Origin of the sequence: Sporosarcina sp. JAI121, from assembly GCF_013408665.1 — a bacterium.
In the GTDB taxonomy this organism is placed as follows: Bacteria; Bacillota; Bacilli; order Bacillales_A; family Planococcaceae; genus Sporosarcina.
This window is the reverse complement of sequence record NZ_JACCCL010000002.1, coordinates 130,649-153,672: the sequence shown is the minus strand read 5'-3', so window position 1 is coordinate 153,672 and position 23,024 is coordinate 130,649. Positions and strand designations below refer to the sequence as shown.

The 23,024-nt window shown below is 43.3% G+C and carries 25 protein-coding genes; 5 read left to right on the top strand and 20 right to left on the bottom strand.

The window, feature by feature from the left end; genetic code table 11:
• Nucleotides 1-73 precede the first annotated feature (73 nt).
• From HDC33_RS12275 to HDC33_RS12265, 3 genes are all read right to left on the bottom strand, one after another.
• The gene (locus HDC33_RS12275; RefSeq protein WP_179392874.1) at nucleotides 74-454 is read right to left on the bottom strand and encodes a hypothetical protein; all 381 of its coding nucleotides are present in this window, start codon (nucleotides 452-454) and stop codon (nucleotides 74-76) included.
• Complete coding sequence (locus HDC33_RS12270; RefSeq protein ID WP_179392873.1) at nucleotides 451-645, bottom strand: hypothetical protein; 195 nt, start codon at nucleotides 643-645, stop codon at nucleotides 451-453. Before HDC33_RS12270 ends, HDC33_RS12275 begins: the two co-directional genes overlap by 4 nt.
• 62 nt (nucleotides 646-707) lie before the next feature.
• Entirely contained in the window at nucleotides 708-926 is a 219-nt protein-coding gene (locus HDC33_RS12265; RefSeq protein WP_179392872.1) for a hypothetical protein, read from the bottom strand.
• A 155-nt stretch (nucleotides 927-1,081) separates the two neighbouring features.
• On the opposite strand from HDC33_RS12265, the gene HDC33_RS12260 reads away from it, so the two are divergent.
• Together HDC33_RS12260 and HDC33_RS12255 are read left to right on the top strand one after the other, a co-directional pair.
• Nucleotides 1,082-2,383 carry a GTPase gene (locus HDC33_RS12260; protein WP_179392871.1) on the top strand — a complete coding sequence of 434 codons (1,302 nt, stop codon included), beginning with the start codon at nucleotides 1,082-1,084 and terminating at the stop codon, nucleotides 2,381-2,383.
• A gap of 196 nt (nucleotides 2,384-2,579) precedes the next feature.
• Nucleotides 2,580-3,206: a flavodoxin family protein gene (locus HDC33_RS12255; RefSeq protein WP_304625754.1), complete on the top strand. Its 627-nt coding sequence runs from the start codon at nucleotides 2,580-2,582 to the stop codon at nucleotides 3,204-3,206.
• 533 nt (nucleotides 3,207-3,739) lie between these two features.
• On the opposite strand, the gene HDC33_RS12250 is transcribed toward HDC33_RS12255, so the two are convergent.
• From HDC33_RS12250 to HDC33_RS12240, 3 genes are all read right to left on the bottom strand, one after another.
• Nucleotides 3,740-4,060, bottom strand: a complete 321-nt coding sequence (locus tag HDC33_RS12250; protein WP_255457405.1) for a DUF4183 domain-containing protein — start codon at nucleotides 4,058-4,060, stop codon at nucleotides 3,740-3,742.
• Between the two features lie 85 nt (nucleotides 4,061-4,145).
• Nucleotides 4,146-4,562, bottom strand: a complete 417-nt coding sequence (locus HDC33_RS12245; protein WP_179392869.1) for a DUF4183 domain-containing protein — start codon at nucleotides 4,560-4,562, stop codon at nucleotides 4,146-4,148.
• Nucleotides 4,563-4,718: 156 nt separating this feature from the next.
• On the bottom strand, nucleotides 4,719-5,570 hold the full coding sequence (locus tag HDC33_RS12240) for a dimethylarginine dimethylaminohydrolase family protein (RefSeq protein ID WP_179392868.1): 852 nt from the start codon (nucleotides 5,568-5,570) through the stop codon (nucleotides 4,719-4,721).
• A 134-nt stretch (nucleotides 5,571-5,704) separates the two neighbouring features.
• On the opposite strand from HDC33_RS12240, the gene HDC33_RS12235 reads away from it, so the two are divergent.
• On the top strand, nucleotides 5,705-6,439 hold the full coding sequence (locus HDC33_RS12235) for a YqcI/YcgG family protein (RefSeq protein WP_179392867.1): 735 nt from the start codon (nucleotides 5,705-5,707) through the stop codon (nucleotides 6,437-6,439).
• Nucleotides 6,440-6,554: 115 nt separating this feature from the next.
• On the opposite strand, the gene HDC33_RS12230 is transcribed toward HDC33_RS12235, so the two are convergent.
• The 9 genes from HDC33_RS12230 to HDC33_RS12190 all read right to left on the bottom strand — a co-directional run bounded on the left by HDC33_RS12230 (nucleotide 6,555) and on the right by HDC33_RS12190 (nucleotide 16,195).
• Entirely contained in the window at nucleotides 6,555-7,868 is a 1,314-nt protein-coding gene (locus HDC33_RS12230) for a D-serine ammonia-lyase (protein ID WP_179392866.1), read from the bottom strand.
• Between the two features lie 64 nt (nucleotides 7,869-7,932).
• Nucleotides 7,933-8,820 carry a D-alanyl-D-alanine carboxypeptidase family protein gene (locus tag HDC33_RS12225; RefSeq protein WP_179392865.1) on the bottom strand — a complete coding sequence of 296 codons (888 nt, stop codon included), beginning with the start codon at nucleotides 8,818-8,820 and terminating at the stop codon, nucleotides 7,933-7,935.
• Nucleotides 8,821-8,940: 120 nt separating this feature from the next.
• Entirely contained in the window at nucleotides 8,941-9,108 is a 168-nt protein-coding gene (locus HDC33_RS12220; protein WP_179392864.1) for a hypothetical protein, read from the bottom strand.
• Nucleotides 9,109-9,431: 323 nt separating this feature from the next.
• Nucleotides 9,432-11,060, bottom strand: a complete 1,629-nt coding sequence (locus HDC33_RS12215) for a BCCT family transporter (RefSeq protein WP_179392863.1) — start codon at nucleotides 11,058-11,060, stop codon at nucleotides 9,432-9,434.
• Between the two features lie 129 nt (nucleotides 11,061-11,189).
• Nucleotides 11,190-12,272 carry a tartrate dehydrogenase gene (locus HDC33_RS12210; protein ID WP_218843266.1) on the bottom strand — a complete coding sequence of 361 codons (1,083 nt, stop codon included), beginning with the start codon at nucleotides 12,270-12,272 and terminating at the stop codon, nucleotides 11,190-11,192.
• An 11-nt stretch (nucleotides 12,273-12,283) separates the two neighbouring features.
• Nucleotides 12,284-13,735: an aldehyde dehydrogenase family protein gene (locus HDC33_RS12205; protein WP_255457404.1), complete on the bottom strand. Its 1,452-nt coding sequence runs from the start codon at nucleotides 13,733-13,735 to the stop codon at nucleotides 12,284-12,286.
• Entirely contained in the window at nucleotides 13,728-14,819 is a 1,092-nt protein-coding gene (locus HDC33_RS12200; protein WP_179392860.1) for an aromatic ring-hydroxylating oxygenase subunit alpha, read from the bottom strand. The genes HDC33_RS12205 and HDC33_RS12200 overlap by 8 nt, the downstream gene beginning before the upstream one ends.
• A gap of 71 nt (nucleotides 14,820-14,890) precedes the next feature.
• Entirely contained in the window at nucleotides 14,891-15,139 is a 249-nt protein-coding gene (locus HDC33_RS12195; protein WP_179392859.1) for a ferredoxin, read from the bottom strand.
• 21 nt (nucleotides 15,140-15,160) lie between these two features.
• Complete coding sequence (locus HDC33_RS12190; RefSeq protein ID WP_179392858.1) at nucleotides 15,161-16,195, bottom strand: NAD(P)/FAD-dependent oxidoreductase; 1,035 nt, start codon at nucleotides 16,193-16,195, stop codon at nucleotides 15,161-15,163.
• A 243-nt stretch (nucleotides 16,196-16,438) separates the two neighbouring features.
• On the opposite strand from HDC33_RS12190, the gene HDC33_RS12185 reads away from it, so the two are divergent.
• The gene (locus HDC33_RS12185; protein ID WP_179392857.1) at nucleotides 16,439-17,797 is read left to right on the top strand and encodes a sigma-54 interaction domain-containing protein; all 1,359 of its coding nucleotides are present in this window, start codon (nucleotides 16,439-16,441) and stop codon (nucleotides 17,795-17,797) included.
• 445 nt (nucleotides 17,798-18,242) lie between these two features.
• On the opposite strand, the gene kynA is transcribed toward HDC33_RS12185, so the two are convergent.
• Genes kynA through kynU form a run of 3 tightly spaced genes read right to left on the bottom strand, consistent with a single transcriptional unit; the run spans nucleotide 18,243 to nucleotide 20,967 of the window.
• Nucleotides 18,243-19,061 (bottom strand): tryptophan 2,3-dioxygenase, encoded by an 819-nt coding sequence (gene kynA / locus HDC33_RS12180; RefSeq protein ID WP_179392856.1) that lies wholly within the window; start codon nucleotides 19,059-19,061, stop codon nucleotides 18,243-18,245.
• Nucleotides 19,058-19,705: an arylformamidase gene (kynB, locus tag HDC33_RS12175; RefSeq protein WP_179392855.1), complete on the bottom strand. Its 648-nt coding sequence runs from the start codon at nucleotides 19,703-19,705 to the stop codon at nucleotides 19,058-19,060. The genes kynA and kynB overlap by 4 nt, the downstream gene beginning before the upstream one ends.
• Entirely contained in the window at nucleotides 19,702-20,967 is a 1,266-nt protein-coding gene (gene kynU, locus HDC33_RS12170; RefSeq protein WP_179392854.1) for a kynureninase, read from the bottom strand. The genes kynB and kynU overlap by 4 nt, the downstream gene beginning before the upstream one ends.
• An 81-nt stretch (nucleotides 20,968-21,048) precedes the next feature.
• Between kynU and HDC33_RS12165 the strand changes: the two genes are divergently transcribed.
• Nucleotides 21,049-21,195 (top strand): hypothetical protein, encoded by a 147-nt coding sequence (locus HDC33_RS12165; protein ID WP_179392853.1) that lies wholly within the window; start codon nucleotides 21,049-21,051, stop codon nucleotides 21,193-21,195.
• 70 nt (nucleotides 21,196-21,265) lie between these two features.
• Here HDC33_RS12165 and HDC33_RS12160 read toward each other — a convergent pair whose 3' ends face one another.
• Together HDC33_RS12160 and HDC33_RS12155 are read right to left on the bottom strand one after the other, a co-directional pair.
• Nucleotides 21,266-21,877: a response regulator gene (locus HDC33_RS12160; protein WP_179392852.1), complete on the bottom strand. Its 612-nt coding sequence runs from the start codon at nucleotides 21,875-21,877 to the stop codon at nucleotides 21,266-21,268.
• Between the two features lies 1 nt (nucleotide 21,878).
• Nucleotides 21,879-23,009 carry a sensor histidine kinase gene (locus HDC33_RS12155; protein ID WP_179392851.1) on the bottom strand — a complete coding sequence of 377 codons (1,131 nt, stop codon included), beginning with the start codon at nucleotides 23,007-23,009 and terminating at the stop codon, nucleotides 21,879-21,881.
• Nucleotides 23,010-23,024: the final 15 nt, after the last annotated feature.

Sequence of the window (23,024 nt, the reverse complement as noted above, 5' to 3'; positions counted from 1 at the left end):
TATAGTTGCCATTTACATGGTTAAATTATATAGGCCTTTCAATTCTTCGTGATCCTTCGCGCGCTATAAATCCTCAACAGTCATACCAGTCTGTCCAGTAAGCATCACCATCGCCATTGTCATACATTGCTAAATATTCATCCCATGTAATTACTTTCGTCAGACATTCTTCACTGCAATATAATGTTGCATCAGATTCAAAACAAAAGCCTTCCTCCATCGCCGTTCCACATTCAGAGCAGAAACGTTCAATTTTCTCCAAATATTTCATGCGGAAATCTTGAGCGGCGAGAATAGTGTTCAATTCGTAACGTGTTGTACAGACAAATTTAAAATCCTCTTCGTCCATATCGTAAATCGCGCACACCCTCTCGCTTTCTACCAATATGCCGTTTTGAACAACCATCGCTCCACTGCTGTCTAGTACTTGGATATCTATACTTTTAAAGTTCAATTTCCCTCCCTTCCTTCAAATTTATTAATCAATTCTGATTCAGGGACAATCCGCAAACTTTCGCAGGTGCAGACTTCGCACATGTAGGTTTCATCAGCATGCATTTCGAGACATTTGTTGCAGACGTATAAAACGGCTTCATACTCCTCTGTATGTTTATTGGAAATAGTGACTTTTATATTCTCTTCCATCCGTTTAACCGCCTTCGCACTGATTTTCGAATGAATTATTTTTTAGTATAAAACTTTTCGCCCTACTCAATCTCTACTATATTCACACATTCAGTAGCAAGCACATGACCTAAATCGCCGCTTATTGTACAGACATAAGGGAACCACTCTTCATCTAAATCAAAAATCGCACAAAGGTCTTCACCTTCTACCCAAACCGCTCTTTTAACAACAACTTCTCCATCATCATGGATCAATTGGATTAGCGTTTCTTCGATATCGTACTTGATAGTTGGTTTCAAAATAGATCCTCCTCTGAATTCATTTATTTACATGCCTTTCCGATCCCCCTATCCTCGTTTTTCAAACCACACTGTTTTAGGAATTCATTCCGACTGATATCCATCCAAAACGGGTATAGAACTAGTAACTATGCCAAAAAGGAGGATTGATCTTCATGAATCCCCAATTCGAAGAGATGCAGAAACGTATGAATCATATCGGGAACTTGAACAACTACTTGGAGGATTTACTCGCTAAAATTCCGGGTAATATGTTGTCAGGTAAGCAGCAGGAGAAGTTGATGAATGTTTTGCTGGATGATAAGGATTTGAATAAATTGCTGGAAGGTTTGAAGGATCCCCGTCCTCCCCGCTTTGTGCTCGTTGGCAGGACGGGTGTCGGTAAAAGTAGTTTGATCAATGCGATGAGCGGGAGATATCTTGCGGAAGTGAGCGACGTTGAAATCGGGACGAAGGAAGCGCGGCGGTTTACATATGAATCGGATGGCCAAGTGTATTTTGAAGTAATTGATACGCGCGGAATTGGTGAATCCGAATCGTTTGATCAGACAGCTGAGGCGGAACTTGCGAACGTCATTAAGGGGTTTCGTCCGGATGCGATTCTATTTTTGCAGAAAGCGACGGAGCGGGCGCATATCGATATTGACGTGGATAGTGCGAAAAAGATGATGCTGAATGCGGGATATGACTTGCCGATGGTCGGCATTATTACACATGTGGATGAGTTGAATCCTTCCCGTATTAAAAATCCTGCGGATTATCCGAAGGGCAAAGTGGAATTGATTGAGGAGAAGAAAGCGCAGCTTATGCGTATTTTCAAGGAGCAGGAAGCGCAAGTGGAAGCGATTATCCCCGTTTCTTCTTATATCGAGTGGAACCGAGAGGCAGATAATTTGTCTGAAGAAGAACGCCGTGAGTTGACGATTGAATTTGATGGTCGATACGGGATTGAGGAGCTGCTGGATTTTTTGGAACAAAGTATCGACATACGGGCGGCCATCCACCTCGGCATGACGATACGGGTCAATAAGATTGCCGAGAAGATTGCGCTGCGGTTCATCAAAGTGTTTTCAGCGCTTGCTGCCACTGTTGCGCTTAGTCCGATTATCGCGATGGATATCGCTGTCCTGCTATCGCTGCAGACGGTTCTGTTAATGATTGTCGCTTACTTGTCGGGACGTGACTTGGAATTCAAGACAGCCAGGGAACTTCTTGTTTCGCTTGGCGGAATTGGGGCGACCGGTTTCACGCTACGGATGATTGCACAGCAAGGCAGTAAGTTTGCGAATCTAGTTCTACCGGGAGCGGGATCCGCGATTAGTGCAAGTATTGCAAGCGGTGGGACGTATGCAATCGGCAAGGCCGCGGTTGCTTATTATTTAAGGGGCGTTCCTGAGGAAGAGTTGAATCAAGTGGTGAAGCGTGCGCGAGACGAGTTTGATAAGGGCATGGAGTAGGTGTGCGTACAGGAAAGTAGAATTGATTAAACAGAATTAGGACTAAATTAGGTACTCCACTTTACCTTATTTGGTTCTTATTTTTGGTTTCAGACTCCTTATTTGATCCTGAATGGATTGTTCTTCTTCACACGTTTTTGTTCGGACTCACAGGGTACTGATAGAGTAGAAGGCAAAATGCTAGAGGAGGATTTTGATGGGAGCGTTGAAAGCACTATTTTTGAATGCGACGTTGAAAAGTTCGGAGGAGGAATCGAATACAGAGGCACTTGCGAAGAAGGTCTGCCAAATTTATGACAATGAAAATGTTGAATCAGAAGTAGTTAGATTGGCGGATTACGCGATTTCCTACGGAATGGATCCTGACATGGGAGACGGCGATGAGTGGCCGCAACTATTTGAAAAGGTGAAAGAGGCGGATATTCTTATTATCGGGACGCCGCTTTGGCTTGGTGAAAAAAGTAGTATTGCAACGCTTGCCATTGAAAGACTGTATGGAAGTAGCGGGGAGACGAATGATGAAGGACAAGCCGTGTATTATAATAAAGTGGGTGGGGTTGTTGTAACAGGCAACGAAGACGGAGCAAAGCATGCCGCCGCTTCCATTCTATATGGGTTATCGCATATCGGGTTTGTCATTCCTCCGAATGTCGATACATATTGGGTTGGAGAAGCAGGACCCGGTCCATCTTATATCGCAGCTGGGCAAACGAATGATTTCACAAAAAAGCATGTTGAAATGCTTGCTTACAATACGATCCATCTAGCCAGAATGCTGAACGAACATCCGATTCCGGCACAGGGGAATTTGCTTGAAAGCTGAAGCATTCATTAAAAGAGTACTTGTGTAGCATAGTTATCATGATAGTCTAAACTATCGTAATTCTTTCTCATACAAGTACACCATTCATGATTTTTCTTTGCAATTTTTTATATCAATCCAATGAAATAACACTTTTTTCTAAAGCGGTATAAAAAACAGAAAAAAAGATACCCGCGTTGGGTATCTTTAAATGGTGATGCCTGGAATGGATTCATTCGAAATTCTCCATTTCAGGTGTTCAGTTGGAATAAAAGAAGTAACTGCCACGATAACTAACGAAAAAATTTGGCAGAGACATGCATGGGGGAAAATCTAGCGGGTGAGCGAGGCTAACTGTATTTCCTTGCCGTGTGAGATTTTTCAGCATGTTAGAACCGGGCAAAAGTCGGTAGAAGATTCCCAATGCTTATCACGGAGAGCTCCTTTATTCATTCATCCGATAAAATAATTGGTTTTCAGGGTTTTGCACTATCATGGAATGCAGAAACTTGTCCCAAACAGCCAAATTTTCATTCGAATGAAGAGTCATTACGTTAAATTACGGTAACTAGCTCTACAACTTCTACTACTAGTGGAGTTCCGGCTGATATACTTCCAGTAACTTCATTAAAAGTCAATTCAGTTGCAGAAATTGTATACGAACCGCCCTCTTGCAGTACACCGTTTAAATAAAAATTGTAGTAACCATTCGTTACTATCGGAAAAGCAGTTGCAGCAACCCCACTGTCATCCAGAAAAGCAGTCGCAGGGACGGTTGTACCATCGACGACCGCTAAAGGTGCTGCCAATACGTTAAAAAACCTTGCCGAAGTACCTGATACGTTCACGTTGATATTAATAAGGGAAAGCGCCATTTGATTCACCTCCATTCATCTACATTATAGTACATGCAAATTTCTATGGGATGACAGGGCTGTCCAGATAAAAACCTGAATCTATTTATAAGATCAATTGGGATGAAAACCCTAACGATTCAACGATAATGGAAGTGCCCGCGCGAATTGTTCCAGGAGTGGGATTAATTATTAAAGCGTTCTCATTCACCATATACAATCCCCCTTCTTGCATTACTCCGTTGACGTATAGATTAACGTACCCATTTGGATTGAAGATCACAAATTCAGTCGTTTGGCTTCCAACATCGTTATAAAATAGATTTGAAGGTATAGTTACCCCATTCGTCAAAACAGTATTGGATACCGGTATATAAAAATATCTGTTTATTGTAGGTATGATACTACTATCAGAAATAGTTGTTGGGTTAACTTCTACAAGCGTCTTGCATATAATCTTTTCACTATAGTTTTTGCACTCAAGCATTCTTACAACTTTTTTGCACTTTTTACGTTGTCCCATACTATTATCGTCCCCCTAACCATACTATATGATAATAGTTGGTTATCCGAATAGCCGTTTACCCCTGTTTGACAGGCAAATATTATAGGATATTGTTATCCTTAAGGTCCCATAAAATCAAAAAACCCCACTTCGCAGAGGGGTCTTCAATCACGTCTATTCTCTATTGACCGGCATCGAGCAACATCTGAAAGAACCGCCGGATTTGATGATTTCATCGAATTCGACTTCGATGACTTCGAATCCGTGGGCACGCATTTGTGTGTTGACTTGCTTGTTTTGCGGCAGGCTGAACACTTTTTTGTCACCAATGGACAGGACGTTCGTCCCCATCGTGAATTGCTCCTCTTCGGACACTTCAATGAGCTTGTATGTCGCGGAAAGCATATCGACGATTCTTGGATCGAATGCTCTCGGGAAAATCAGTCCTACTTCGGGTGATAGGATGTTGAATACACAGTCGAGATGCAAATATTTTTCATCGAAAGGAACAGGAATAACTGAGTAGTCCGGGAGATCAGCATTTAACTTCTTGGCCGCTTCTATGGATGTACGACTACTGATGCCGACAAACAATGTACCGCGATCGACGATGACGTCTCCGCCCTCTACATGATCGGTTGTGGTTTGGAATGAAATCTCTTCGTCCTCAAGCCATTCTTCAAGCGCCTCTTCCTCCCCTTTACGAATATCACTTGCCATTTCTGAAACAAAAATATCATCTCCTACAGTAAATCCGATATCTCTTGTGAAGACTTGTTCCGGAAATTTTTCGGATGACGGTAATTTAATGACCTCAACTCCGTGTTTTTTAAGGAGTTCTTCAAATTGTTTATGTTGCTTCATTGCCAATTCGACATTTATATTTTCATCTTCGTATTCTTTCTGTACGTCGTTAATCACTTCTTCGATAGCCATAAACTTAGGCTGACATAGGATTACACGGCGCAGCGTATCATACTCTGTATTGCATTTTGTAGTATCAGTTTTTTCTATAGGGGAATTCATGCTGGTTCCTCCAATTATTTTTTTCGTCTTCTTTACACTTCCCCATCAAATACTATATAAACATTTTAATGGTTTTATCCATCTCCTGACGGGAATGGGTATATATACAGATTACGTTAAATGGAGGAGAAACAATGATTCTTACAGATAAGGCTTTATTGACAAAAGAGGACTTTGCGGAGCGTACCGACTTGCCTGATTGGTTGTTGAAGGAATACCGTACGTTCCATGAGACTGTGACGGATAAGACATTTCCTTGTTATTTCGGTATGGGAGGAGAGTTGAAGGGCGAATTGCGTTATGGGTATGTAACGCAAAACGACTGGTCCAACTTGCCGAAGATGTTGAAGTCGTTTTTGGCGCTTTTCGACAACCCCGAGCATAAGCGGCATGGTTTATTCGTATTTGTGGAGCCATTCGAAACAGAAGGTTCTTTGGAAGAGTATCGGAAGCAGTTTTGGGAAATATTGCAATACTTACATGGTGTGGATGAAATTGAATGGCCTCCAGATAGTCCTCGTGACCCCGACCATCATCTATGGGATTTCCGTTTTCACGGCGAGCCGATTTTTGTGTTTGGTAATGCACCGGCATACAAGCAGCGGAAGACGCGGGATCTTGGCAATGCAATGGTGCTCGGTTTCCAGCCTCGTCGCATATTCGAAGGGTTAAAAGGGACGGAAAAAGGCGGCCTTATGTCGCGTGAAAAGGTACGTGAACGTGTTGAAGTTTGGGACCAGTTGCCGAAACATCCCGACATCAGTCACTTCGGAGATCCAGAGCATAACGAATGGAAACAGTTTTTCATCGGCGATGATGTGGAACCGATTCGAGGAAAATGTCCATTTTCGCATAAGGAGATGCAGTAACCGCTATTCAAAAAACAATACCCAATATAGACAAAAAACCTCACATTTCTGCGAGGTTTTTCAATATGATGAATTATTTCCCAACCGTTGTCGATTTCCCGGGAAATAAAGCGGATTATTTCCCAGCCATCCCGTAATATAAATCCATCTCTGCTTCAGGAACCATGCTGCCGCCTGTTCCCCAGACAAGGTGGGTGGCAGCGGCTGATTTCGCCTCTGTCACATTCCCACGAATAACCTGTACTGGACCTGTCATCCCAGCAAGTGCAGATGGCTCAAGTTTGATGCCTTCTGTATCCGCAAGCAATTTCAATTGATTGAACATCGTATCATCGGCGATTGTGTAACAACCGGATAGGAGGGGTTCCATCGTCTTGCCGACAAATCCGGATGCAGTACCGACTGCAAGTCCATCAGCGGCGGTTTTATTGTCGAGACTGAAGTCAGACACCGAAACCTCGTCATGGAGACCGGTCATCATCCCGAGCATCATGCACGGTGAATGCGTTGGTTCCGCGAAAAAGCAACGTACCGCATCACCAAAAGCAAGCTTCAATCCAAATGCTACACCTCCAGGACCGCCACCAACACCGCACGGCAGGTAAACGAACAACGGGCTGTCTTCATTAACTGTTGTTCCACGCGCTTCTAACTGCGACGCAACGCGCTCCCCCGCCACTGCGTAACCCAAAAATAAATCGAGAGAGTTTTCATCATCAACGAAATGACATAATGGATCTGCCTCTGCTTGGCGACGCCCTTCTTCGACGGCTTTGCTGTAGTCATCGGCGTATTCGACAACCGTTACACCTTTTTCACGCAACATATCCTTTTTCCATTGCTTCGCATCAGCAGACATATGAACGGTGACATTGAAACCGAGCTTTGCGCTCATGATGCCGATGCTCAGGCCAAGGTTTCCGGTTGAGCCGACTGCAATTTTATGCTTCGCGAACAAGTTGCCAAATTCAGGTTCCGCGAACTTGGCGTAGTCGTCTTCGGTTGTTATCAAGCCGTGTTCGATTGCGAGCGTTTCGGCATGTTTTAATATTTCATAGATACCGCCACGCGCTTTGATGGAACCAGAGATTGGAAGAGCATTGTCTTCTTTCAGAAGTAGTTCTCCCGGAATTGTTATTCCGTATGCGTTGGAAAGGGCCTCTTTCATGTTCGGAATGGCGGTAATCGGTGATTCGATAATACCGTTCGACGCTTTTGTTTCAGGGAAGACACGCTCGATATAGGGTGCGAATCGTTTTAGGCGATTTGATGCATCTTTCACGTCTGCTGCAGTCACGCCTGTTTTCGGAAGACCCGTTACTGTCGATTCTAGTAAGGGATTGAGCCATAGCACTTCTTCACGTGCCATCATCTTTCCGATGAGCGGTAATTTCTCTTTCCATTCGTTTATCTGTGTTTTTTCCATCATATTCTATCGCCTCATTTTTCGGAATGTTATATGAACAGTATAACATGCGGGGCACTTTAAAATATTAATCCAATACAAATTGCTCAATCAATTCTCTAGTCAAATTAAATTTCGGATTGATGGCATCTTTTCCATCCGCTTCGACATCCAGGACAACCGAAATAATACGTCGTCCGTCAAATACACCTGTACCGGCAAAGCAGGAACCCGCCTGATCTGTAAATCCGGTTTTCAGCCCATCGATTCCAAATAAGGCTTGTGGCATGCCGGCTAACATCAGATTGGTACTCCAAAGTGTAGTTCCGTTGTCCGTTTTGAAGCTTGCCAACTTGGTAAAGTCGAGCACTTCAGGATGGTTGGCAATCAGCTGTTTTGCAATAACTGCAACATCCCGGGCGGAAGCACGATTCGTTTGCTCATACCCTTTACCGATATAATCGCCGTCCAATCCGCTGGCATTGAAGAAAGTGGTTTCTTTTAGGGCAAAACTATCAGCTTGTTTATTCATCAAATCGGCGAATGCCTCTTCTGTTCCGCTAACCATTTCAGCCAGCGCTATCGCTGCATCATTCGCTGAAATGACTGTCATGGCAGTGAACAATTCTTTCACGGAATATGAATTACCCGGCGTCATTCCTAATTTCACGGTAGCGGACCGTCCTACAGTTTGCTGGACGTAGTCGCTTGGTTCATATGTACTTTCCCAAGATAACGCACCATTTTTGATTGCGTTCAGCACAAGATACTGCGTCATCAGCTTGGACAAGCTCGCAATCGGTAATGCTTCTGCACTGTTTTCTTCATAAATCACTTTGCCGGTTTCAGCATCCACTAGAATGATCGCTTTTGCCACACTATTGAAGTCCGCTTTCTCTATTTTTGTTTCTTTGTTATTTATTACTACTACAAAGCTCAGCACAACCATCAATAGAATAAAGAGCAATTTCTTCATATTTTTCACACCTTTTCAGTCAGTAATGTTCATCTTCTTAATAATGAACGCTACTTCTGAAGATTCACTGCACATAATCATGAAGAATTTCTTAAGTTTTGATTCTGACGTGAAAATCTCCTATAAGAAACGCCCAACTAACCACACTGCGATTAGAACTGCCCCGAATGCCAACCAAATGAGTGCAAGCAGCTTTTCCCGCTTCTTTTTATCTTCCATATTTCTCGTTAGAAAGCGTGCAAAAAACTCTGCCGCAATCGCTAAGACAATGATTATTATCCAACGCATTTTCAGTCCTCCATTTCTTCCTGTTCTCTATATAAATTGGGGTATTGAATCCGGTGTATAAACTGAGCGAAGGCGCCTTAACAGGGATAGCCGCAGCGGTTATATGGAATTCTTTACTTTAATATATATAGAATGCACTTTTTAATCGAAGTATTCATTCCACTAATCCTACCATTCGTTTCATTCGTGAACAATTTCATTTAACATATCATCCTCAGGCAAACTGGAATTGTACCAGTCTGAACCTTCATTAACCAGGGATTTATCGTCCAATACAATCCAAAAAGGCTACCCCACGGAAAGTAGGAATAGCCTTTTTCATTTTACTTAAAATCCGCTTTGGGTGATAGCTTTGAACCCGCTAGACCCTTTGTCTTTTTCTTTTCGACTTTAGAAACAGGAACCTCTTCTTCAACAGCAATTTCAGAAACGGTATTTTGTTGCTCTAACATCACTGAGTCATAATCCACTCTCACCCATTTCATGAATGAGGCAATCATTAACATAATGATGAACACGAGAGGTAAAGCAGTAATAATCGATAACGTTTGCAAAGCTTCCAATCCATCGCCATACATTAATATGATTGAAATACTGGTTAAGACAATTCCCCAGAACACTCGGTACCAACGAACTGGTTCTTCACCTTCCTTCAAGTTTACGGACGCTACATCCGCCAATGTATAAGCTGCCGAATTGACTGTAGTGGCAAGAAAAATTGCCGCGATAAGTAAATAGAGGACCACAACAATTCCGCCAAGTGGCAAGGCATTTAAAGATGCCAAAATCGCTGCAGGTGCACCTTCATTCTGTAAAATATCAAGCACTGGTACAAGACCGCTAATCTCAAAGAACATACTCGTGTTGCCGAAAATCGCGAAAGCAAGCCAACACCCTAACGTCCCGCCAATCAATTGACCAAGAATGAGCATTTTGATGGTTCTTCCCTTTGAAATACGAGCGGCGAACATGCCTGTGAAAGGAGCGTAAGAGAACCACCAACCCCAATAGAACAACGTCCACACTTCACCGAATCCTGACTTACCGACAGGGTCCGTATATAGACTCATTCTGAAAAAGTTTGAGAAGAGCACTCCGACACTATCTGTAAAGCTTGCGATAATAAAGGCAGTTGGACCAAAAATGAAAATGAACACTGCAATCGCAACATATAAATAAAGATTCCAGTCGCTTAGCAACTTCAACCCTTTTTTCAGACCGAAATAGAGACAGATCGAAAAGAAAATCATCAATGCAACAACAATGCTCAAATTCAATGTAAGCGTTTTCTCAACATCGAACATATGATGGATTCCCTCTGCAAGGAGTGGTGTTCCAAGAGCCAAAGAAGTTCCGATACCACCGATGAGCCCAAACATAAAACAAACATCAATCACTTTTCCAAGCAATCCATCCGCCCGGTCGCCGATGATTCCACGACATGCCGTACTTAGCCTAAATGACTTTTGTTTTTTTATGTAGACTGCATATGCGATCGGAATCGAAGGGACACAATAAATGGCCCAAGCCGAAAATCCCCAGTGGAACATGCCATACGTTGGTGCAAAGCTTGCTGCTTCAACACTTTTTGGATCCATCCCGTAAGGCGGTGCTGTATAATAGAACGCCCACTCGATGATTCCCCAATACATAATCCCAGAACCGATTCCCGCTGTAAAGATCAATGCTAACCAGCTGAAAGTGGAAAACTCGGGATTACCTTTACCTAATTTAATTTTCCCGTATTTGCTGAAGGCCAACCAAATCAGAAAGCCGAATATACCAAGACAAGCCCACAAGTATAAAGGGCCGAAGCGTCCGGTGATGAAATCCAGTATCGTCTTTAAAAAAGCGGTTCCCTGTTTAGGATTAATCAAAATTGGTACAACTAACAGTGCTACTAATGATAATGCTATCGCCAATATTTGTTTATCAATCGTATTGGTTCTCATGTATTTCCCCCTAAATAAATTCTTTCTTCCAACAAATTCCCGAATGTTGCAATAATTGTTGGCGAAAAATAGACGGGAATTTTTTAAAAAGTCTATCGGTGTTATGTATATAACACCGACAGACTTTACTCATACGTTCGCAGTTATTGAGCTAGTCATAATACCAACGAGTCGATCTCCCACTTCAGATGTAGAAGCCGTCCCTTTCATATCAGGTGTCAGTGTAGCACCCTCTACTAAGAGTTGTTCGATAGCGTCTACAACAAGTTTACCATATTGCTCGTAACCGAAATAGTCGAGCATTTGACTCGCCGACCAAATCGACGCAAGTGGATTCCCGATTCCCTGGCCGGCAATATCCGGCGCTGAACCATGGACAGGTTCAAACATTGATGGGAACTCTCTTTTAGGGTTCACGTTCGCTCCCGCAGCAAGTCCGATTCCTCCGGCTAGAGCCGCCCCTACATCTGTCAGGATATCCCCAAACAAATTGGATGTAACGACAACTTCAAATCGCTTAGGATCCGTAATCATCAGCATTGCTGCCGCATCAACAAGATAAGACGCTGTTTCCACTTCCGGATAATCCGCACTCACTTCTTCGAATACTTGATCCCAGAAAACCATCGAATAATTTAATGCATTCGCTTTGCTGATACTTGTCAGGCTACGTCCTTCTTTTTTAGCCGTTTCAAATGCGTAGCGAATAATTCGTTCCGTTCCTTTTCGGGAAAATACTCCGTTTTGCAGCACAACTTCGTTTTCTTTCCCTTTGAATAACCAGTCCCCTGCGCCTGAATATTCACCTTCGGTATTTTCACGGATAAATAACATGTCGATGTCTTCGCGCTTAACATCAGCCAACGGGCAATGGGCACCCTTTAAAAGCTTGATCGGACGAATATTGACATACTGATCGAATTCCTTACGGATGATTAATAGCAGGTCCCATAAGGAGATATGATCGGGAACCCCTGGAAAACCAACAGCTCCCAAATAGATTGCGTCAAACTCTTTCAACTGCTCTATACCATCGTCAGCCATCATTTTTCCATGCTTCGTGTAATACTCACAGCCCCATGGAAAATGTGTGAAATCAAAGTGGAAGTTTCCGTCAAGAGCAGCAACCTTATTTAATACCTTGATTCCTTCATCGATTACTTCTGGACCAATTCCGTCACCGGCTATAACTGCAATTTTATATGTTTTCATCACAATCTCCTTTACCCTTGATTCCAAACGACCAGTTTTAATTCCGTCATCTCTTCTACCGCATATTTGATACCTTCACGGCCCGTACCGCTATCTTTTACGCCGCCATACGGCATTTGGTCAACCCTGAATGTCGGAACATCATTAATGATAACGCCGCCGACATGTAGATTTTTCGATGCGTAAAAGGCATTTTTCACGTTATTAGTATAGATACCGGCTTGTAGCCCGAAGCGAGAATCATTCACTAGTTCTACAGCTTCTTCTAGTGATTTCACTTGATTCACAATCACAATTGGTGCAAAAACTTCCTGGCATGAAACTTTCAATGACTGATCCGCATTCGCGATAATTGTCGGTTCTAGAACATTATCCCGCACCTTACCACCCGTTAGGATTTCTGCATTACTTTGTTTTGTTTCTTCAATCCAGCTGACGGCACGCTCCAATTCCCCCTTCGTAATTAGAGAAGAGACATACGTTTCCGGATCAAGCGGGTTACCCAATTTCAGCTGTTTTGTCGCTTCTGTAAATTTCGTGATAAATTCTTCATAATTTTCTTCATGGACAAATACCCGTTGCATTGAAATACATACTTGCCCCTGATTGGAAAAGGCACCCATCGTACAACGGTCGATAATACCGTCAATTTCCACATCTTTATCGATAATTAATGCTGAGTTTGAACCTAATTCTAACGTTGTTTTTTTCAATCCTGCCTTGTTATTAATACCGATGCCCACGTCAGGGCTGCCCGTAAATGTAATCATACTCACTCGGTCGTCTTCTACGATTGCCTCTCCAACTACACTGCCGGGACCAGTCACTACATTCAAAACACCTGCTGGAAGACCCGCTTCCGCAAAGAGTTCTGCGATGAAAAGAGCAGTGAGCGGCGTTTGCGATGCCGGTTTTAATACAATCGTATTTCCAGCCGCAATCGCGGGCCCAACTTTATGTGCCACTAGGTTCAGCGGAAAGTTAAATGGCGTGATAGCACCAATGACACCGATTGGTTCTCTCAGTGTATAGCCAATTCTACCGACACCACCAACTGCTGCGTCAAAAGGAATCATTTCACCGTGAATTCTTTTCGCTTCTTCCGCTGCAAATTTATACGTTTCTACCGTTCTTGCGACTTCCGCTTTTGCGAACATAAGCGGCTTGGCCGATTCAAGGGAAATGATTTCTGCCGCCTCATCTGCCCTCTCTTTTAATAATAGAACAACATTTTCCAGAATTTCCGCACGTTTGTAGGCTGGCATGCCGCCGATTAGTTGACGTGCCTCATGGGCGGCGTCTATTGCTTTTATCGTTAATTCTTTATCTGCCATCGCAATGTCAGCAATCTTTTCCTGTGAGTATGGAGAGTAAAGAGGTGCATAGTTTTCCGTTTCCACCTTTTCCCCATTGATAAGTAAGTACTTTTTCATTTCATTAGTTTTAATCGCTAGATTATTCATTGAGAGCCTCCAATACCATTTCATGAAATTGTACAATTGCCTGTTCAGATGAAGCATAATGACCTTTGTTGAATGCGCGTGAACGGAAACCGATTTGCTCAAGTTCCACGAGATCTATATCTTCTGCACGTACTTGTTCCGCAAACGCCATTAAATCCTTCTCGTCTTGATTCAACGCTTCCAAGTTATCCTCGCGGAAATAATATGTGTAAACCGCCAACGATGTTTCGTGATCGATTGGGATCATTTCTATGGATGCCATATTCCCAGGTCCCGGATAGATTGTCAACATCAGATTCGGCCATAGCCAGAAGAAAGAACCGCCTTGCATTTCTGCCTCATTCAAGTTTACTTCGCCATATTGCTTGTCAGCTTTGACGATTGTTCCTTGAACAGAATAATTCTCACATGTAATGATTTGATAATCATTCATGTCAAGTGCATCAACGAAGGTTGGGTGTGCGATATGACAGTGGTCACATTCCAAATAATTGTCGATGTATGCCTTCCAGTTCGCTTTAATGACACGTGTTTTTCTATGAGTTCGTTTTAACTCACTGATGAAAGGGAACTTACTTAATCTATCAAAGAAATCGCCGTATGAATCGATTAAAGGTGTAGCATTGTCATCCAAGTTAACGAAAATCAACGACTCCAACACTTCCATCCGGACTGACCGCAGACAAGCGTCCTGTACACAAGCCGCATCTTCACCTTGGAAGTTAGGCGCTTTATTCAATTTCCCGTCTGTTTTAAACGTCCATCCGTGATACATACATTGTAAAATTTTCTTTTTACCATTCTCACTTTTTTCAAGCTTCGTTGCACGATGTGGACACACATTGTAAAAAGCACGGAGTACTTCATCAGTCCCTCTGATTATGATTAAAGGTTCACCTGCCACATCAGCTGTAAAGAATGCACCCGCTTTTTCCACTTGACTGACATGACCTACCAATTGCCATGATTTGGAGAAAATAAGATCCATTTCCTGATCAAGCACTTTCGGATCCGTGTATTTGTCATATGTCATCGTTCTCTCGAATGTTCTGTTCGCCGCGTTTTCTACTTTGTTATAAGCCATTTTTCATTCTCCCTTGTTATATGATTTTTTTATCCCGATTTTCTATCATGAAATGAAAGTTGCTTATCGCTTTAGCTCGCTTCGTCCTTTTTACAATTGAAAGGCGTATTTGCCATCTTGATCGAATCAGTTGGACAGCTATCGAAGGCATCTTCTAAGTCTTCAATCAAGTCTTCGGACACTTCTGTAACTCCGGTGTTGTTGTCAAGAATTGCATAAGAAATACCGTCGTCGGTATAGTTAAATAGATCAGGTGCTAGTTCGCCGCAGACACCGCAGGCAATACAGGTACTTTGATCGACCATCGTAAAGTTGGCCATACCATCTCCTCCAATCCTTTTTTATCCTATCGTGACTGTTTCTTTTTTGGGTGCATCCTCTTTGTCACCCATTACACTTGTACTATGAAGCGGCTGCAGTTTCGCTGTCGGGTCTACAAACACTTTTGCATTACTCACTGCAATAGGCGCTTCTCCAAAACCAGTGGCAATCAATTTCACTTTGCCGTCATACGTGCAAATATCTCCGACTGCATAAATACCTTCAATATTTGTTTCCATTCTGGAATTCACGACAATGGAGTTTTTCTCGATTTCAAGCTCCCAGTTTTTAATGGGTCCAAGAGAGGAAACAAACCCGTAATTGACGAGTACATCATCTACCTCAAGCTCGATGGATTCGCCGGTCTTTGTTTCCTGGATAACCACCTTATCGATACGATCGGCTCCCACAAGTTCTGTCGGCGCATAAGGTGTAACAATTTCAACATTTGATTGTTTTAATAACTCGACACTGTGTTCGTGAGCCCGGAATTTATCTCTTCTGTGAACAAGGGTCACTTTCTCCGCAATAGGCTCCAGCATTAATGCCCAATCGACAGCCGAATCGCCACCGCCGAACAATACTACTTTTCTTCCTTTGAACTCGCTTACATTTTTTACAAAGTAATGTAAGTTCTTATTTTGGAATTGTTCTTCTCCGGGTATATTCATTTTTTTCGGTTGGAATGCACCGTTTCCAGCAGTAATGATAATCGTTTTTGTATAATGGATAGCTTCATTCGTTGTTAGCTTGAATACACCATCTTCTTCTTTTTCGACAACCTCTACTGATTCCCCTAAACAGATTGCCGGTTCAAACTGATTCATTTGTTCTATTAAATTATCTACGAGTTCCTGCGCCCCTATTTTCGGGAATCCAGCAATATCGTAAATATGCTTTTCAGGATAAAGTGCGGATAATTGCCCCCCTAATTGCGGTAAACTTTCAATGACTTTTACCGATGCCTGGCGCATACCTGCATAGAAGGCTGTAAACAACCCTACGGGGCCGCCCCCAATAATCGTAATATCAAATACTTCAGATGTTCTATTCATATTTTTACTTCACCCTCCATTTCCAATACTTCAAAAGATGACGTGTCAATCAAAGAAGACCTTGTAGATTCACGTTGCTATTTATATATGCAACTTGCGTGCCAAGTTAGAAAAATCCCAAAAAACACACTTTTCCATCGCCACTTTTTTAAAACCCTGCTATAATTGAGTTCAATTTAACTCAAAAAATTAATCTAATAGTTCATAATTGACTCAATATTCTAGTGAAGGGTGGGATGAATAATGTTAGACAAATTAGTATTAAAGAGTGTTGATTTGACACTAGAATCCATGTTGAAAATTTTAGATTACTCGTCAGATGAAATTTATGTATTGGACAGTGATGCGCGAATTGTTTACGTCAATAGAATTTGCGAAAAACATTATGGTCTTAAAAAAGCTGATGTCCTAGGCAAATTAAACGATGAACTGTTTGAAAAAGGTTATTGGAATCCATCTATCGTTCCTGAAGTATTTAAAAGAAAAGAACCTGTTTCTCTTAGGCAGCAGACCTATATCGGGGCCGAATTATTGACGAGGGCCATCCCGATCCTGAACGAGGCCGGGGAAATAGAGTATATCGTTACCACGGCAACTGAACTTCAAAGCTTTAATAGACTGATTATGAAGAAAGAGCACCAAGAGGAAGAGGAGGAAGCCTCTAACACGAGTCCCGCGAATGCAATCATTACAAACAGCGAAAAAGTCAAAGGCATATTAAATTTTTGCAAAAGGGTGGCTCCTACTGACTCAACAATTCTAATTCATGGCGAATCGGGAACTGGAAAGGGGGTCATCGCCCACCACTTACACAACATAAGCAAAAGAAAAGATGGTCCGTTTTTAACTGTCAATTGTGCCGCAATCCCCGCAGATCTATTGGAGTCTGAACTATTTGGCTACACTAACGGCGCTTTTACCGGAGCGCTTAAAGGCGGAAAAACAGGATTGCTCGAAGCAGCCCATAACGGGACAATCTTTCTGGATGAAATCGGGGAATTGGCATTACCTTTACAAGCCAAAGTACTTCAGGTAATCCAAGATAAGCAGTTTTTCCCGATTGGAAGCAACGAAAGCAAAACAGTCGATATCCGCATTATTACCGCCACTAATCAGGATTTACTGAAGATGGTTAACGATAAAACCTTTAGAGAAGATTTATATTATCGGTTGAACGTAATTGATATCCACATGCCGCCTTTGTCTGACCGTAAGGAAGATATTGTTCCACTAACATACAATTTTTTATATAATTTCAATCAAAAATACAATATGAATAAAGTAATCTCCGAGGAATGTCTAAATATGCTCTTCTATTATCCTTGGCCGGGGAACGTACGGCAACTTGAAAACTTAATCGAACGATTGGTCATAACTAGTAATTCCATAATCGAGGTGGATGACCTACCGCAAGTCATTAAAGATAGCGCAGAAAATACTGCTGAGCTGATTCATCAACATTCATTGGACGACGCCATAAACGAAGTCACGCGAACGTTGGTTAGAAAGTCGTTTCAAAACAACAGCACCTCCAGAGGTGTCGCGAAAGATCTCAACATCAGCCAATCAAAAGCATCAAGACTAATCCGTGAGTTTTGCTAAAAATAATCATGCCAACCGACCGATACGACGTATCTTCCAAATCGTCGACTAATTGTTCCTAAAGGGTTTACGCTAAACGCACACACACACCCCATCCCAAGCGAATATACTGCTATAACAACTCAGTGATGGTGGTGCTTCTTATGGAACTAACGTTGAGTAGACCTATCGATTATTGGTGACCAAGTTGCAATCATCGATAGGAAATTATAATTACAATCAATTTGTTCGCCTACTGGGTGTCTCCATGTTGGGACAATGAACCACAGCGGTTCGCGGAGGAGTTCCTACTGTCGATGGGCAATCATTTCGACGGGTTTATTGCCAGCATACCTGCCTGCGATGCGGACAAGGAAAACATATTGGACGTTGTTTTGAGGAGGTTATTGTTGCGATTATTAATATAAAAACCGCCAGCATAGTAACATGCTGGCGGTTTTCCCTATTATAATTTTGTCCGTATAGCCCACAGCTCCGGAAAGAATTGATGATCCAGGACGGACTTCAAATAATTCACACCCGTCGAGCCGCCCGTCCCCATCTTGAAACCGATAATCCGCTCGACGGTTTTCATATGGCGGAAGCGCCACTGCTGATGACTGTCTTCGATATCCACAAGCTTCTCCGCTAGCTGATACAAGTTCCAGTGATCATCTACATTGCGGTATACTTCCAGCCATGCATCCTCTACAGATGGATCCCCTTTATACGTTATGGAAAAATCGCGGTCGAGCAGTTTGGGATTGATCGCAAAGCCGGCCCTCGCAAGCGCCCTTATCGCAACGTCGTAAATACCCGGTGCGCGGAATGCCGCATCTAAATGACTTGCAAGTACGGGATCTTTCTCGTAAATCTTCAGTATATGCGGCTGTTTGTAACCGAGCGCAAATTCAATAAGTCTATTTTGATAAGATTGGAAGCCTGAAGCACGGCCCAAACTGTCCCGAAACTCCATATATTCAGCGGGTGTAAGCGTCGACAGCACATCCCATGCTTGAATGATTTGCGTCTGAATTTTTGATACGCGTGCAAGCATTTTAAACGCTTCCGGCAGTTCGTCTTTTTCAATTAATTGAATAGCCGTGTTGAGCTCGTGCAAAATCAGTTTCATCCACAGTTCACTCACCTGGTGAATGACGATGAACAGCATTTCATCATGATGACCGGACAAGCGTTGCTGGCTCGACAGTAATTTATCGAGATTCAAATATTCGCCGTACGTCATATTGTCTTTGAAATCCGTATGAATCCCTTTTTCAGTCATGATCGGTGCGGACCCCCTTCCATTGCACGCAATACCGCACGAACAGGACTGCCATCGCCACCTTGAAGCGGAAGCGGCAATGCTATCAGTTCATAATCACCCGGTTCCACTTCACTGAGGACGATGTTTTCCAAAATCATGACGCCGTTTTCATTAAGCGAATGGTGCGCTTCTACCGTTTTGCTTATTTCCGGGTCGACAGACGGGGTATCAATGCCGATGAGCCGAACCCCTCTTTTTTTCATTAAAGGACCAATATCCGCCCGCAAATACGTGAAGGATGGCGGGAATATAGTTGCGTCAGGACGGCTGCCCGTTTTCAATAATATTCGTTCTGCCCCGCCAAAATCGATGTCCTCTATATCAGAGCGGCCCACACTTTCTTTACCTGAAACATCGAGTACCCGTGCGCGTCCGATGTATAAATCAATTGGCAAATCGAGCACTTTCATGCCGTTATCATCGAAATGAAAAGGTGCATCGATATGTGTGCCCATATGCGTACTTGTCGTCAACTTCCCGATATTGACTGAACCTGTTTCCGCTTTTGTAAATGCGACCTCATATGAAAACGGCGTGTCACCTGGCCATTCCGCGATATTGTTGTGAAGCGGTTGTGAAATATCAACCCATTTCCCCGTCATGCGACAACACCCCGTTTATTTTCAAACTTTTCGTAGCGTTTTTCATCCATGATCACTTTCAGTATCTGCACGGTATGCCAGACGTCCCCGAAGGAATTATATAGGGCGACCGGCGCCAGCCTGACTCCATTTGGTGCACGGAAGTCCGGAATGACACCGTCTTCTTTCAACGCTTTGCAAATGCGTGCCGCCTCAACGTGCTCGAGCAAGATATGACCACCCCGCGATTCATCTACAGGGTTGCCGATTGTAAAGCCATGTGTGGACAGTTCTTCTTGAATTAACGCCAACATATAATCCGTCAGCTGAAGTGACTTTTCACGAATTTTGTTAATGCCTACCTCTTCAAACAATTCGAGAGCACCGATGACCGGTGCTAAACTGAGTACGTGAGGTGTCCCGATTTGATACGCTGCTGCATCCATTGCTGGATCCATCCTATGATCCATATCGAATTGCGATTCTTTTTTCGAACCGAACCATCCTGCTAATCCAGGTGCTTCACCGAAATGTTTATCATGGACGAACAATCCCGCGACAGAGCCGGGACCCCCATTTAAATGCTTGTATGTGCACCAGAAAGCGAAATCTGTTCCCCAGTCATGCAGTGCATGTTCGACAGCACCGATTGAATGGCACAAATCGAAGCCGATCGGAATCCCTTTTTCATTCGCAACCTTCGTCAGCTTTTCCATATCAAGCACTTGACCGCTTCTGTATAAAACGGCTGGCAGAACGATGAGCGCGATGTCATCCGTCATTGCTCCTATAATATCTTCTTCATTAAGAAACCTGCCATCACCGCTCTTCACCTGGACAAGATGTTCATCCGGATTATACCCTTTCAGTACCAGCTGGCTTTGTAGTGCATAGATGTCTGATGGGAAATTGAGTTCATCGGCAAGAATTTTTGTTTTAGTTCCTGACGGTTTGTAAAATGTCGCGGCTAGCTGATGCAGATTTGTCGTTGTCGATCCTGTCGCAATGACCTCGCCTTTTTCTCCTCCAACGAGCGGCGCCATTTTCTCCCCGACCGATTCCGATAAGTAAAACCAAGGATTACCCCCTTCCGTCCAGCCGTCGATGCCTAGCGTTTTCCATGAATCCAGCAGATTGTATAGTGTGCGCTCTGCCCGTTTCGATAATAAACCAAGTGAATTACCATCCATATAGATTGCGTTTTCCAATAGGTAAAATTCATCTTTGTACATAGCTAGAGCGTCTTTATCGTCCAGCCGTTTTGCATAATCGACTTCAAACATACCTGATTCCCCCTTGTTTGAACTTTCCGTTATTGGAAAAATTGTAACATACTCGGCGGGTGTTCGTAACGGGGGCTATTGTTGATGCGGGATATGGTCGGTTGGCGGGGGTTTTTGATCGGTCAGCAAGGGGATACGGTCGGTTGGCCCGTCTATATAGTCGGTCTCACGGATTATATGGTCGCTCCTGCACGATATACGGTCGGTCCACCCGCTTCATCCCCCTAACTCCAATATGTAGACGACAAAAAACCGACATCGCTGTCGGCTTCCTGTCTCACTATGCAATGCAATCCATTCACTTAAACCAGCCCTTCTCCTTAAACCGGGATATCGCTTCAATCCGGTTGCCGACGTCGAGTTTATCCAGAATCGCGGAAATATAATTCCGAACTGTGCCAGGCGTCAAAAACAACTCCCCCGCGATTTCTTTCGTTGTCCTTCCATCGGCGATGAGCTTAAGTACTTGGTTTTCACGTTCTGTCAGCGGATTTTCCGTTTCATCCCCGTCCCCATACGCAATGTCTACGAGTTCTGGTGCGTAAATACGTCTGCCGTCCATAATCGTCCGAATTGAGCTGACTAGTTCCTCAATCGGACTGTCTTTCAATAAATAGCCACGAACGCCGGCTTTTCTAGCGCGTTCAAAATAACCGGTTCTTGCAAATGTCGTCAAGATAATAATTTTACAATCCTTGCCATGCAGTTCTTCTGCTGCGTCAAGTCCCGTCATTACCGGCATTTCAATGTCCATGATGCAGACATCGGGCTGATGTTCGTTCACCAGCGCGACCGCTTCTTCACCGTTTTTCGCCTTGCCGACCACTTCCATATCCTCTTCCATATTTAACAATGATCCAAGTGCCCCGAGCATCATCCCTTGATCTTCCGCTATAACAATACGAATCACGTCAATCACTCTCCATAATATGTTGTATGACTGCAGGAACACGAATCGATAATTTCGTTCCTTCGCCGCCCTCGACACGAAGACTTCCGTTGACAAACTCAAGTCGCTCCCGCATCCCTGTCAAACCATTTCCGGGTGACGTCTCTCCGCCTCTTGTAATACCGATTCCATCGTCTTCCACATTAATGACAAATTCATTCGGCAAATGCTGGAATGAAATACGGCAAGTCGTTCCAAAACTATGGTTCACGACATTTGTCACGGCTTCTTTCAAGCACATGCTCATAACACTTTCAACGATGGCAGAAATATTGGTGAATGAAGGATTGCCCGCGATTGTGTACTCCATTTCAGCAGCCTTCAACATTTGCTGAATGTGGATGACTTCATCTTCCAGCTTCGTTGCCCGCATGCCCGCAACTAACTCCCGAACCTCTTTCAGCGCCGTGCTGGCGGTCTGTCTGATATCGCGCAACTCCCTTTCAGCCGCCCTTGGATCACGGGATACCAGTTTTCCAGCCAAATCACTTTTCAGGCCGATCAGCGATAGCTTCTGACCAAGTGTATCGTGTAAATCCCGGGAAATTCGGTTCCTTTCCTCCAAAATAATCAGCTCCGAAATTCGTTCATTTGCATCTTCCAATTGATCAACCAAGTTTTCACGCTTATTCCGATTGTATAAATTAAACGGCAACAGTACTGTACCAATCACGGAAATGAGGATGAAATGGACCTGTGAAATGAACAATTCGATTTCAACGAAAAAACCTATGACAATCGCCGCGATTGTAATCGCAATATGCAGCCCGTATATGATGAAAAAACCGACTGGATTTCGGATATTCCCAATGAAAAATGCAATGAATATGGATAAGTAAACATAACCAAATAATAGCGTCAGCGCGACGTTAATCACAATTTCGAAACTGATCCACATATAAACGAGTCCACTCTTCGATGTGAATGAAAACCGATATGAAAGAAAAAATAATAATAACAATGAAATACCGATAGCGATTTCGAGCGGTGACGATGATCTGAAAATGAAGAAGAATGGAAGAAGACAAAACACAGCCCACGCGTATATGCTGAGCCACGGGTTTTTGGGGAAGATACTATACCAACTTTGCATACCGTTTTACCACCG